The 12792-nt window shown below is 38.3% G+C and carries 14 protein-coding genes; 10 read left to right on the plus strand and 4 right to left on the minus strand.

Annotated elements, in window-relative coordinates:
• Positions 1–12 precede the first annotated feature (12 nt).
• A complete protein-coding gene (locus IGI52_RS00760; protein ID WP_049218884.1) occupies positions 13–945 on the plus strand; it encodes a glycosyltransferase family 2 protein in 933 nt (310 codons plus the stop codon).
• A 12-nt stretch (positions 946–957) separates the two neighbouring features.
• Here the strand turns inward: IGI52_RS00760 and IGI52_RS00765 are convergent, their stop codons facing one another.
• On the minus strand, positions 958–1905 hold the full coding sequence (locus IGI52_RS00765) for a phosphoglycerate dehydrogenase (protein WP_102872597.1): 948 nt from the start codon (positions 1903–1905) through the stop codon (positions 958–960).
• 89 nt (positions 1906–1994) lie between these two features.
• Positions 1995–2810, minus strand: a complete 816-nt coding sequence (locus IGI52_RS00770) for a DUF1189 domain-containing protein (RefSeq protein ID WP_144325073.1) — start codon at positions 2808–2810, stop codon at positions 1995–1997.
• A gap of 162 nt (positions 2811–2972) precedes the next feature.
• Here IGI52_RS00770 and IGI52_RS00775 point away from each other — a divergent pair, with 162 nt between their 5' ends.
• The 6 genes from IGI52_RS00775 to tnpC all read left to right on the plus strand — a co-directional run bounded on the left by IGI52_RS00775 (position 2973) and on the right by tnpC (position 8009).
• Positions 2973–3437: a GtrA family protein gene (locus IGI52_RS00775; protein ID WP_049219204.1), complete on the plus strand. Its 465-nt coding sequence runs from the start codon at positions 2973–2975 to the stop codon at positions 3435–3437.
• 76 nt (positions 3438–3513) lie between these two features.
• A complete protein-coding gene (locus IGI52_RS00780; protein WP_049219207.1) occupies positions 3514–4122 on the plus strand; it encodes a superoxide dismutase in 609 nt (202 codons plus the stop codon).
• Positions 4123–4356: 234 nt separating this feature from the next.
• A complete protein-coding gene (locus IGI52_RS00785) occupies positions 4357–5583 on the plus strand; it encodes an LCP family glycopolymer transferase (RefSeq protein ID WP_048721479.1) in 1227 nt (408 codons plus the stop codon).
• Between the two features lie 173 nt (positions 5584–5756).
• The gene (locus IGI52_RS00790) at positions 5757–5942 is read left to right on the plus strand and encodes a hypothetical protein (RefSeq protein ID WP_070557862.1); all 186 of its coding nucleotides are present in this window, start codon (positions 5757–5759) and stop codon (positions 5940–5942) included.
• Between the two features lies 1 nt (position 5943).
• Positions 5944–6297 (plus strand): IS66 family insertion sequence element accessory protein TnpB, encoded by a 354-nt coding sequence (gene tnpB / locus IGI52_RS00795; RefSeq protein WP_070557861.1) that lies wholly within the window; start codon positions 5944–5946, stop codon positions 6295–6297.
• Between the two features lie 149 nt (positions 6298–6446).
• Positions 6447–8009, plus strand: coding sequence for an IS66 family transposase (gene tnpC / locus IGI52_RS00800; protein WP_070557863.1), 1563 nt, complete (start codon positions 6447–6449; stop codon positions 8007–8009).
• Positions 8010–8079: 70 nt separating this feature from the next.
• Here tnpC and rlmD read toward each other — a convergent pair whose 3' ends face one another.
• The gene (gene rlmD / locus IGI52_RS00805) at positions 8080–9453 is read right to left on the minus strand and encodes a 23S rRNA (uracil(1939)-C(5))-methyltransferase RlmD (protein ID WP_438780132.1); all 1374 of its coding nucleotides are present in this window, start codon (positions 9451–9453) and stop codon (positions 8080–8082) included.
• A gap of 175 nt (positions 9454–9628) precedes the next feature.
• Here rlmD and recX point away from each other — a divergent pair, with 175 nt between their 5' ends.
• From recX to ntdP, 3 genes are all read left to right on the plus strand, one after another.
• A complete protein-coding gene (recX, locus tag IGI52_RS00810; protein WP_016180624.1) occupies positions 9629–10426 on the plus strand; it encodes a recombination regulator RecX in 798 nt (265 codons plus the stop codon).
• Entirely contained in the window at positions 10419–11570 is a 1152-nt protein-coding gene (mutY, locus tag IGI52_RS00815) for an A/G-specific adenine glycosylase (protein ID WP_438780133.1), read from the plus strand. The genes recX and mutY overlap by 8 nt, the downstream gene beginning before the upstream one ends.
• A 96-nt stretch (positions 11571–11666) precedes the next feature.
• Positions 11667–12200 carry a nucleoside tri-diphosphate phosphatase gene (gene ntdP / locus IGI52_RS00820; protein WP_010740416.1) on the plus strand — a complete coding sequence of 178 codons (534 nt, stop codon included), beginning with the start codon at positions 11667–11669 and terminating at the stop codon, positions 12198–12200.
• A gap of 92 nt (positions 12201–12292) precedes the next feature.
• Here ntdP and IGI52_RS00825 read toward each other — a convergent pair whose 3' ends face one another.
• Positions 12293–12727, minus strand: coding sequence for a GNAT family N-acetyltransferase (locus IGI52_RS00825; RefSeq protein ID WP_438780134.1), 435 nt, complete (start codon positions 12725–12727; stop codon positions 12293–12295).
• Positions 12728–12792: the final 65 nt, after the last annotated feature.

The following is a 12792-nucleotide window of genomic DNA, read 5'->3' on the forward strand; positions in this document are numbered from 1 at the left end:
AGTTGATATAAAATGATATCAGTTATTGTTCCTTGCTTTAATGAAGAGGAAGCGATTCCTCTTTTTTTTACGGAGATGGAGAAAGTAAAAAAAGAAGTCTCGCATAGTTTTGAATATATTTTTATTAACGATGGTTCAAAGGATGAAACGCTAAAAGTTTTGCGAGATTTAGCTAAAAGAAACGATTTCGTTCGCTATATCTCTTTTTCACGTAATTTTGGTAAAGAAGCAGCATTATATGCAGGTTTACAAGCTTCTAAGGGTGACTTAGTAACTGTCATGGATGTTGACTTGCAAGATCCGCCTGAATTATTACCGAGAATGATTGAAATGATCGAGACATCAGATATTGATTGTGTAGGAACGCGACGTTCAAATCGAAAAGGAGAACCCATTATTCGAAATCTATTTGCCAAAGCTTTTTATCATTTAATTAATCGAATTAGTGAGACAGAGATGGTGGATGGCGCTCGAGATTATCGTTTAATGACACGCCAGATGGTTGACGCGGTATTGGAACTGACTGAACATAATCGATTTTCTAAAGGGTTATTTAGTTGGGTTGGCTTTAAAACAGAATATATTTCTTTTGAGAATCAAGAGCGAGTGGTTGGAAAATCTTCATGGTCATTTTGGGAATTGTTTAACTATTCAATCGATGGAATCATAAATTTTTCAGATGTGCCCCTCAATATAGCTTCTTTTGTCGGAGCTTTTTCTTGTGTTGCTTCGGGAATCGCAATGATATTTATTATTGTTCGAGCATTATTATTTGGCGATCCGACATCTGGTTGGCCGTCATTGGTAACAATCATTCTCTTCATTGGCGGTGTTCAATTACTGTGCATCGGGATTATTGGAAAATACATCGGGAAGATTTTTATGGAAACAAAAAAACGTCCAGTTTATATTGTTAAGGAGACTGAAAAAAAGTTGGAGAAATAATCTCCAACTTTTTTAGTATCCTCGTTTCACTTCAACCTGGTTCACAGTCAACTCTTTACTTGAAACATAGCTTTTTAAATTACTCAAAAAGATTTTCATAAATTTATTTTGAAAATCAATAGTCATTCCTGAAATATGCGGAGTAATCAAAACATTATCAAATTCCCATAACGGACTTTCTTTTGGTAGCGGTTCTTCTTCAAAAACATCAAGGGCAGCAAAGGCAAAGTGTTTTTCTTCAAGTGCTGTTGTCAACTCTTTCGTATGAACAGTATCCCCACGTCCAACATTTACAAATACAGCAGTTTTCTTCATTTTTTCGAAAATATCACTATTAAAAATATGATAGGTTTCGTGTGTACCAGGTAAAATCCCTACCACAATGTCCATCTCTGGGACAATTTTAGCCATATTTTTGATGGAGTAGGTTTCTGCGAATCCCTCTACTGAATGGCCAGTTGTATTGATACCAAAAACATTTACGCCTAAGCTATGGATTGATTTCGAAAGTTGCTGACCAATATGTCCGGTACCAACGACTAGTAAATTTTTCCCAGCAAGCTGGTCATAGTGAATGGATTTTTGAGCCCATTCTTTTTGGGTTTGTTTTTTTACAGCTTCGTTCAAGCCGCGATAATAGCCAAGCAGAACGCCAATAATATGTTCGCTGATAGAAAGGGCATGAATCCCACTGCCATTAGATAATAAAATATCCTGTTCTGAGAACTTATCTAGTGGTAAATAATCTACACCAGCGGAAATAGATTGTACCCATTTCAATTTTTGGGTTGCTAATAACTGATCTTCGAATTTCTCTGCCCACCCCACAGATATTTCTACGGCTGCAAAATCTTCTTCAGTCAAAGTGTTTTTGATTTGATAGTCAGGAGCGATGGATTGAATTTTTTCAGTGAATTCCTCGCGAAATTTTTTTTGTAAGAAAATAATTGGTTTTGTCATCTTTACGCCTCATTTCATGTTCAAATAGAATCGTCTCATTTATTTTATCAAAGCTTGCGAAAAAAAACTGCTTACAGAATCGTAAGCAGTTAATTAGTTGGCAATTCAATTTTTGGGAAGTGATTGATGACTCGGAAAAAGATAAACAAGCTGATGAACGTAATTAAAATACTTGAGTCAAAGTTTGGTTGAAACAATAAAATAAGGGTTGCTAAAATTGTTGGGATAGTTGCGCAATAAATAATTGTTTTGAAACATTCAAAAAAAGTCACACGGCGCAATCTTAATTTTGCTACGATCATACCAGCAATACCGGCAAAAATTAATGTAACGAATAAGTTGATGAAGGAAGGATAAAGACCTGCCAATAGCATCACTAAAGGCGTCCAAATTGGCATTCTCAAATCTTTTAGACCAGTTCTCAATTTATCCCCAGTCATACTTTTTAGAGGTTCCTGTTTATAGGAGAATTTAAGGACGTTATCGCCGAATAGTGCTGAGCTGACCCCGCCGTAATCGGGAAGTACAATTATAGCTTGGTCCTTTAACAGTCCAACACTGAAGTAATTTCCAATCAAGTCTTTCTCGACATCTTGCCGCGTACGTTTTCCTTCAGGATCGAAGGTCAGAATAATTGAATCTGTTTGATAAATAAATCCTTTCTCAGGTTTCTCAGTTTTGATTTCACCATTTTCAATCCTAAAGTCGGGAATTTTTTCAACAATCTCTAGGCTGTCGGTTTTCAGTTGATCCATTACCTGAAGGGCCTGATAGACACTCGGAATTGCCAAAAGCAAACTCAACCCTAGTAGATAAACGATCGATTTCCAAAAGGGCGTGTCCTTTGCTGATTTTAGATCCTCAAAACGAATAAGGGATCCTTTGATTAATTGACGAAAAGTCATGTGATCGCTCCAATCTATTTATACAAGAGCCATTGTAGCGAAGTAAGGTTGAAATAACAAGGCGATCTGTAAAAATGTAAAAAGAATGCAAGAAAGAATTGACTATCGTACCTTGCTTCGTTATCGTATTTATGAAAGTGGATAATAAGAAAGTGAGTAATCATGAAATTTTATCAGATGTTTAAGGACTATTTAGAAGAAAAAAGACTTTGGGAAGTCTTCATTTATTTATTTTTTGGTGGATTAGCGACAGTAGTAAATATTGTGACCTTTGCTTTGGCTTATCAAGCTTTTCATTTAAGTTGGCCAGTTTCAAATGCTATTTCTTGGATTTGTTCGGTACTATTTGCGTTTGTCACAAATAAATTGTGGGTTTTTCAATCAAAAACAGAAAGTATTCCAGCTTTGGCGTGGGAGTTTGCTAAATTTATCTTCTATCGTGTGTTGTCATTTGGTATGGATATGGCTTGCATGTATTTGTTTATTGATATGTTGCACACAGGAAATTTGATTGCAAAGATTATTACGCAAATTGTCGTTGTCGTTGCCAATTATATTTTTAGTAAAGTCTTCATTTTCAAAAAAGTTGAGATTATTGAAGACGAGAAAACGAATTCCTCGCCATAGTAGGCATATATTTTGAAGAACATTGCATTGTTTGTTACAGTTAAAGCATAAAGATATTTAAGGAGGAACTTGAACTATGGCTTATACTTTACCAGATCTACCTTATGGCTACGATGCATTGGAGCCTTATATCGATGTTGAAACGATGCATTTGCATCATGACAAACACCATAACACATATGTAACAAATTTAAATGCTGCGATTGAAAAATATCCGGAATTAGGAGAACAGTCAATTGAAGAGCTAATGAAAAACTTAAATGAAGTTCCTGAGGACATTCGTACGGCTGTACGTAATAACGGCGGCGGACATGCTAACCACAGCTTCTTCTGGAAAATTATGGCTCCAAATGCTGGCGGTGAACCTACAGGCGCGATTAAGGACGCAATTGATCAAGCATTTGGCAGCTTTGAAAAAATGAAGGAAGAATTCAAGACTGCAGCAACTGGTCGTTTTGGTTCTGGCTGGGCATGGTTAGTATTGAACAATGGAAAATTAGAAATTACTTCTACTGCAAACCAAGACAGCCCATTAACTGATGGAAAAACGCCGATCATTGGCTTAGATGTATGGGAACATGCGTATTATTTGAAATATAAAAATGTACGTCCAGACTACATCGCTGCTTTCTGGGACGTTGTGAACTGGGATCAAGCAAATGAAAACTTAGCGAACGCTAAGTAATCAACTATTAAAGAGGAAGATTGGCATGGTCAATCTTCCTCTTTTTTTAGCCTAGATTTTATGACCTTCCAAAAATCTTCATAATTTTATGGTATAAATCGAACGTAAAGAGCAAACCAGCTATTAATATTCTTTAAGTTTCTGTTATTTGAAATTAATTGTTTTTAGCTGTTGTTGATTAGATAGCTGATATATGAGAAAATAAAACGAAAAAATCGTTAATAGAGGTGTATGATGAGTCGTTGGAAGAAAGTGATCGTAGGGTTATTAGTCCTACTAAATTTATTTATAGGTGGGATTACCTACTATGCTGTCCAAGTGACAAATGATGCCAGTAAAATGGTTGATAGTATTCGACAAACTGTTAAACGTACAAGTTTGAAGCGAGAGGGTGACAAACCCAATATAGACAATGCGGAGCCTTTTTCAATTTTGCTCGCGGGAGTCGATACAGGAGACCTTGGCCGCTCGGATCAGGGGAGATCTGATAGTATGATGGTCGTTACTATCAATCCCAAGCAAAAGAAATCAACAATTGTCAGCTTAGACAGAGATATTTTGACTAAAATTGTTGGGTATGAGACGAATGACAAATTAAATCACGCCTACGCGTTTGGTGGTGTGAAGATGTCAATGGATACAATTGAGACACTGTTAGATATCCCTTTGGACCATTATGTATCAATCAATATGCGTGGATTAAAAGACTTGATTGATGCGGTTGGCGGTATTGAGGTCAATAATAAGATTGATTTTACTTTGGATGGTATTCATGTACCTAAAGGAAAACAAACGTTGGATGGAGAAAAGGGCTTAGCCTATGCGCGGATGCGTTATGAAGATCCAGAAGGCGATGTTGGACGGCAAAGACGTCAAAGAGAAGTAGTGACCAAAATTTTACGAAAAGCGATGTCAATCAATGGTGTAAGTAACTATAGAAAAATCTTAAAAGCAGTCGAAAAAAATATGAAAACCGATCTAACATGGGATGATATGATGGATATCGGAACGAACTATTTATCCGCATTTGATACTATCAAACAAAAACAACTGGTTGGTAAGAGTCAGATGATAGATGAAATTTACTATCAAATATTAGGTACAAATGAATTATTAGATATTCAGAACACATTGAAGAAGCAGTTAGATTTGCCTACAGCAAGCACTTTACCAAACCTGAAAGAACAAGATGCAGATAGTTTGTTCTATGATGACTCTGATGGCAAAGCCAGTGAAGACACCAGCCAATTTGCGCCAGGCTATGATAATCCGAATAATTATGACAGCAGTGGCGTTTATGGTGATTCTTCAAATACAACTAACGACTATCAACAATCCGATGATTATTCTACTCAATATGATCAAGGATATACAGATCCAAATCAAGGTTACGGCGGTGCTACTGATCCTAACGCAGGACAGCAAAATGATGTTTACGGCCAGCCCGCTGCTGGTTACTAAAAAACGAGCGTTCCTATTTCTATCACGTACGATAGAAATAGGAACGCTTTGTTTTTATCGATTTTTCAAAAGCTGAATCTCTGATAGTTCGTAAATGCCTAATAAATCGGTACCTATAAAATATTTCCACCTTCATCTATACTTGAGCTATCAAGTGAAACGGAGGTGTTTTTTTGAAAAACATAAATGATATCGTTCCTATTCAACTTCACGATCAATCGAGAACGGCTCGTGATCAGAGAAAAAACAGTACCGCAAAAATTGCCCTGCGTATCCGTCAGAAGGATGGTTCTGAAGTTTTGATCTATAATGGCGTAAACAGCTATATCCTCTCGGCGATCCTTAAGGAGTTGGGATAAGATGTTTCTCGATTTTACCAAAGTAGAAAAAATCTTTCTCGTAACTGGTAAGACAGATCTTCGCAAAGGAATTGACGGACTTGCTAGGATTATCCAACAAGACTATGAGCTGGATGTTTACGAAGATGCCATCTTTCTTTTTTGCGGCAATCGCTGTGATCGATTTAAATTGCTCTACTGGCATAACGATGGCTTTTTTCTGGGATACAAACGAATTGAAAACGGTCGACTGCAATGGCCGAGAAAAAAGGAAGAAGTTCGCCAACTGTCTGTGCAACAGATTCACTGGCTACTTGAGGGATTAAGTATTCACCAACCCAAAGCAATCAAGGCTGGGACAAAAGGATTCTTTTAAACAGAGTGAAATCGTTGATTTTATGCGGTTTTCTCTGTTTTTTGATGCGTCTAAATGGTATAATAATAACAGTAGTAACAATGAAAATGGTGGTGAATTTCTTGTCCTTACAAACAAATTCTTCTTCTAACAATAACGTCGAAGTAGATGTGAATATCCTACTTCAACTCCTTGAATCTCAGACAGAAACAATCAAAGAACTCCAGCATGCGAATCAAGCATTGAACCAAGAGGTTCATCTTCTCAATGAGAAATTGAGCTATTTTACGGATCGTTTTTTTGGTCGTTCCAAAGAAACACTGGATTCACAAGTGACTGGTCAGTTAAACCTATTTTCTGATGAGGTTGAAGATAGTAAGGCCGTTCCCCAAACAGAAGAAGGACAAGAAACAATGGTAAAAGGACACAAAAGAAAAATCGGTCAAAAAGCGGCGAAGATCGCCTATCTTCCCTTAAAAGAAAGACACCATGAATTGTCAACTGAGCAACGAATCTGTGACCAATGCGGCACTCAAATGACCGACATTGGCACAACCAAGATTCGCGAAGAGGTGCTTTTCCATCAAGCCATGTTAGATCGGCTCGTTCATTACCAACATACGTATTGTTGCAAAGAATGCGAAAAGGCAGATGTTTCTTCCTATAAAAAAGCTCCTGTTCCAAGACCTGTCGTTTCCAATAGTTTAGGGTCAAACAGCGTGATTGCCGAAACCATCCGATTGAAGTTTGGTCAAAAAGTACCTGCCAATCGGCAGGAAAGTTATTGGCAAGAAACATTGGGTCTGGATATTTCCCGAGATAACATCACCAACTGGCATATCAAAGTTTGTCATAACGCCTTAGACAGTTTAGCCCAACGATTAAAAAGTCATTTAACCCAAGAGGAAATCCTTCACGCCGATGAAACCACGTATCGGGTCATTGAGAAGGGCAAGAAAGACACGCATTACTGGCTATTCAGCACAGGAAAGCATAGTACACATCCAATCGTATATTACCATCACGCAGTATCGCGAGCTGGCGAAGTGCCAAAGCAATTTCTAGCAGATTTCAACGGGTATCTGCATTGTGATGGTTACGCAGGCTATAACGCGGTGGAAAATGTCACACTCGTTTATTGTTTGGCTCATGCACGTCGGAAGTTTTTTGAAGCTCTTCCAAAGAACAATAAAAACGAGGAAACGCCTGCTTGGATCGCTGTCAAAATGATCGATATCTGGTTCCAATTGGAACGAGAGTGGGTCGACTTATCCGTTGAAGATCGGCAGAAAAAACGCCGGGATTATTTAACCCCTCTATTCATCAATTTCTATGAATGGCTGGGCTCCTTTACAGCAGTTCCAAAATCCAAACTAGATACAGCGGTCAAGTATGCGCTAAAGTTGCGTGGAGGATTTGAGCGGATTTTTGAGGATGGACGCTTGGAACTTAGTAATAACTTAGCAGAGCGCCAGATAAAAGAGCTGGTAATCGGTCGCAAGAATTCTATGCATTCGTGCAGTTTGGAAGGTGCTCGAACTTCGGGAATCATTCTAAGCGTGTATCGAACAGCTGAAGTAAATGGGCTGAATCCAGTGAGCTATTTGGAATTTCTATTTGATCGCATTCCTAATCTAGCGCATGTTTCTAATGAAGCGTTGGATGAGCTTTTGCCTTGGCAGCCTCTCGCACAAGCAACGTGCGCCAAACAGTACGCAAAAACAACCAAATAACTTAAGTCCATTATAGGGCTTAGGTTATTTGGTGTGTAGGTACTTGGTGATTGGGCATTTACGATAGTTCCTATTTTCTAGACATTTTTACGACAACCTCACAACGAGCTGTTTGTGGAAACATATCAACAGATTGTAAATAGTCTATATGATAGATTTTTGCAAGACTGACAAGATCGCGAGCCAAAGTGGAGACATTACAGGAAATATAAACCATTTGGGGACTTGGTGATTCTTGAATCGCCTTAAGCAATTGATTATCCAGACCTGTTCGTGGCGGATCAACGACAATTGCATCTGGCGAAAAGCCCTCCTTTAGCCATTTTGGTAATAAGCTTTCAGCAGTTCCGACCTCGTAACGGGTATTGGTTAGGTTCATTGCTTCCGCATTTTTCTTCGCATCGTCAATGGCTTGTGGGATTACATCCATACCCCGGACTTCTTTGGCTTTTTTAGCTAATGACAGTCCAATTGTACCAACACCGCAATACGCATCTACTACTGTTTTAGGCGTTGTTAAATCCAGAGCATTGATGGCTTCTTGATAAAGGATCTTCGTTTGCTGGGGATTCAATTGGAAGAACGCCCGCGGCGAAAGTTCAAAGCGGACTTCATTGATTTTTTCGTTGATAACTTCTTTGCCCCAAAGATGAATGGTTTCATCCCCCATAATGACAGAGGTTTTTTTCTCTTGGATATTTTGCATGATTGAAACAATTTCTGGCAAACGATTCGTGATTTCTCGAATCAATGCATTTTTTTGCGGTAGCTTCGGTGTTTTTGTAATCATGACTAATTGGACCTCGCCAGTTTCAACACCAATTCGAACCATTAATGTACGCAGAATACCGGAATTTGAACGTTCATCATAAATCGGCAGATCATATTTTGTTAATAAGTTTACTACCGTATTGATGACTTTTTGCGTTGTTGGTTCTTGGACCAAACAATCTTTGATCGGAACCAATTGATGAGAATCCGCCTGATAAAGACCAGCTTCGACTTGATTGGTTCGTTTATTTTTCCGCAATTGAAATTGCGCTTTATTGCGATAGTGCCAAGGATCATCCATGCCAATTGTATTGCGCAATTCGAATTTTTGATAGCCTTCAGGTTTATATTTCTCTAAAGCTTGACGCAATAAATCTTTCTTAAAGTCTAATTGCTTGCTGTAGACTAGATGTTGAAGCTGACAACCGCCGCATTCTTCATAAACAGGACATGGGGGCGTGATACGATCGGGACTCTTTTTCGTAGTTTTTACTAAGCGGGCTTCCGCAAAACGAGGAGTTGCTTTAGTGATTCTTGCGATAACCGTTTCATTTGGTAACGCACCAGTGACAAAAATAATCAGACGTTTGTAATAAGCGATGCCCTCGCCATTGATACCGAGCCGTTTTATTTTCAAGGTTAATGTTTGGTTAGGTTTAAGTTGAACAGCCATGGTTAGCCTCTTTCTCAAATTTTATTTTCAGCTTTTTAAGCGCAATTCATTTTAGCATATTTTTATCGATTGGTTGATTATCTGTGATAGAATTAGTTTTTGTGAGGAGATTATTACTATTCTCCACTAGGCGGATGAGGAATATATATAGAAATAGTAAATTGGAGGACATAAGATGCTGACGGTAGTAAAAATCAGTCAAGGTCGTGGACCTTACTATAAAGTAGAATTTTCTAATGGCGAAAAGCTGCGATTGTCAGAAGATACAGTTGTACGTCATCGCTTGCTTAAAGGCCAAGAGCTAGATGAGAAGATGCTAGATGAGATTAAGCAGGAGGGCAAAGAAGATCTGGGATTTCAACTTGCTTTAAATTATTTAAGCTATCAATTACGGACGGAAAAAGAACTTCGAACCTATCTAAAAGAGAATGAGATTGAAAGTGCTGATCGGCAAAAAATTGTTGTTCGTCTGAAAGAAATGGATTTACTGAATGATCTTGTCTATGGAGAAAGCTATGTTCGCACGCAAATGCGCATAGGAGATAAAGGACCACGAGTTTTACAGCAAAAGCTAAAACAAAAAGGGCTGAACGATACGGATATTCAACACGCGTTATATCTTTATGAAGCAGACGAACAATTTCAAGTTGCTGCGCATACAGCAAAAAAGGCGATGCGAAAATTTCATCATAGCAGCCCACGCGAAGTTCAACGAAAAATTCAGCAATTGCTGATGACAAAAGGCTTCAGCAGCGACATCAGTAAAAATGTATTAGCCGAACTTGATTTTTCTGAAATCGAGGAGCAAGAGACGGATGCATTAGAGCTTCAGGGTGAAAAGCTTTGGCGCAAGAATCAGCGATTTGAACCAGCAAAACGGCGACAAAAGGTCAAACAGAGTTTGTATCAAAAGGGATTTCAGCTAGATCAGATCGATGCCTTTATTCGTGGAAAAGAGGAAGCAGATGAGTAGAGGTTGGGAAAATTGGTCGGCTTCAGACGTGGAACAATTTCAAGAAGCTTTTCTAGAATGGTACCAGCAGGAAAAGCGAAATCTTCCCTGGCGTTACAACCAAGATCCTTATCGCATCTGGATCTCGGAAATCATGTTGCAGCAAACACGAGTCGATACCGTGATTGATTATTTTTATCGATTTATGGAGCAATTTCCAACGATTCAAGCGTTAGCAGAGGCACCAGAGGACAAATTACTGAAAGTTTGGGAAGGGTTAGGTTATTATTCTAGGGCTCGTAATTTGCAGGCTGCGGCAAAACAGATTATGGAAGAATTCGGCGGAAAGTTTCCGAAAACGGTCGAAGAGATTCGTTCACTTAAGGGAATTGGACCATACACCGCTGGCGCTATTAGCAGTATTGCTTTCGAGATTCCAGAACCTGCAATCGATGGGAATGTGATGCGAGTCGTTAGTAGATTATTTTGTATTGAAGCAGATATTGCGAAAGCAAGTAATCGAACCTTTTTTGATGAAGCGATGCGCAAGATCATTAGTCAAAAGCAGCCAGGCGACTTTAATCAAGCGATGATGGATTTAGGCTCCAGTATCTGTACACCTACGAATCCACAATGTGAAATTTGTCCGATTCAGCAATTTTGTCAGGCTTATCGAGAAGATCGTCAAACCGATTTTCCAGTGAAATCGAAAAAGCAAAAACCAAAAGATGTTTATTATGTAGCTGGCATTATTGAAAATAAAGAACAAGAGATTTTTCTTCAACAACGTCCAGAAACAGGGTTATTAGCAAATATGTGGCTCTTTCCTTTAGAAGAAGTTTCAGTAGAACGATTCAGCGAATTGCAGGAGCAATATGATCCTAAAAGCTGGGATTTATTTTCTAGTTCACAGATTGCAGAAGACAGTCCTGATTTCTTTTCAGCTCAAAATATTATTTGGCAAAAAAAGGTTCTGGGAGAGGTTAAGCATGTCTTTAGTCATTTACGCTGGCATATTCTGGTTTTCTACGGTCGAAGTGCAGCACCTTTAACACTCAAAGGCCATTGGGTGAAACCAAATGAATTTTCTGGCTATGTTTTTCCAAAACCACAGCAAAAAATGTTGGAAGTTTTTGAAAATTATTTATCCGATGACAAAGATTAGTAGGCAATCTTTCATTTTATTGCTATAATAATTCTGATGTCGGTGTGATAACACCCAAACAAATGCGAAAATTTTTTCGCTGAGGGAAGGGTAGCTATGGGAGTTCCAAAAGAAGGAGAGTTTGTGACGATTAAAAGTTACAAGCACGACGGCAGTTTGCATCGAACGTGGCGTGATACCATGGTATTAAAAACAAGTGAGTGTTCACTGATTGGCTTAAATGACCACACATTGGTCACAGAATCAGACGGCAGAAGATGGGTCACTCGCGAACCAGCAATCGTTTATTTTCATCAAAAATACTGGTTCAACATAATAGCAATGATTCGAGAGAAGGGAGTTTCTTATTATTGTAATCTAGCATCACCTTATGTATTAGATGACGAGGCACTAAAGTATATTGATTATGATTTAGATGTCAAAGTTTTTCCTGATGGCGAGAAACGCCTGTTGGACGTGGATGAATATGAAGCCCATAGTCAGCAAATGCATTACTCTAAAGAAATTGATTATATTCTCAAAGAAAATGTCAAGATCTTAGTGGACTGGATCAACAATGAAAAGGGGCCTTTTTCTCAAGGCTATATTGATATTTGGTATGATCGTTACAAGCAATTGTCGCGAAAGTAGAAAGAAAAGGCTGTGCCAGAAATGGTACAGTCTTTTTTGCCAGCTTTTTATGAATGCATGGAAGTAGAAAAAAATTTTTAGTTTTAAGATGTTTACAACCCTTTCTTCATATGCACATGATCAATTCCAGCGTCTTCAAATATTTCACCGTAAGTAATGTATCCTAGTTTTTTGTAAAATTTTTCCGCTGATAATTGTGCGCCTAATTCGATTGTTTTATAATGCTGTTGTTTGGCAAATGCTTCAGCTTCTTTAATGATTTCAGAACCTAGATTTTTTCTACGGTATTCTTTTAACACGGCCATCCGTTGTAATTTGAATGTATGGTCATTCAGAGGTAATAATCGCACAGTTGCTGCAGGCTTCTTATCGTCGGTATAAAGTACGAAATGAACAGAATAGGCTTCATTTCCATCGATTTCTAAATTAGCAGGAACACCTTGCTCTTGTACAAAGACTTTTTGGCGGATACGAACGGCATCGAGATAGATTTCGCTCATTGTATCCTTAGTGATTAAAATTTTCATAATGACACCTTCCTCAAGGGGATTTTCTTTCACATGATGTATACTATAAACTAAATCTAAAAAAA

Origin of the sequence: Enterococcus sp. DIV0187 (assembly GCF_051713785.1) — a bacterium.
Lineage (GTDB): Bacteria > Bacillota > Bacilli > Lactobacillales > Enterococcaceae > Enterococcus_A > Enterococcus_A avium.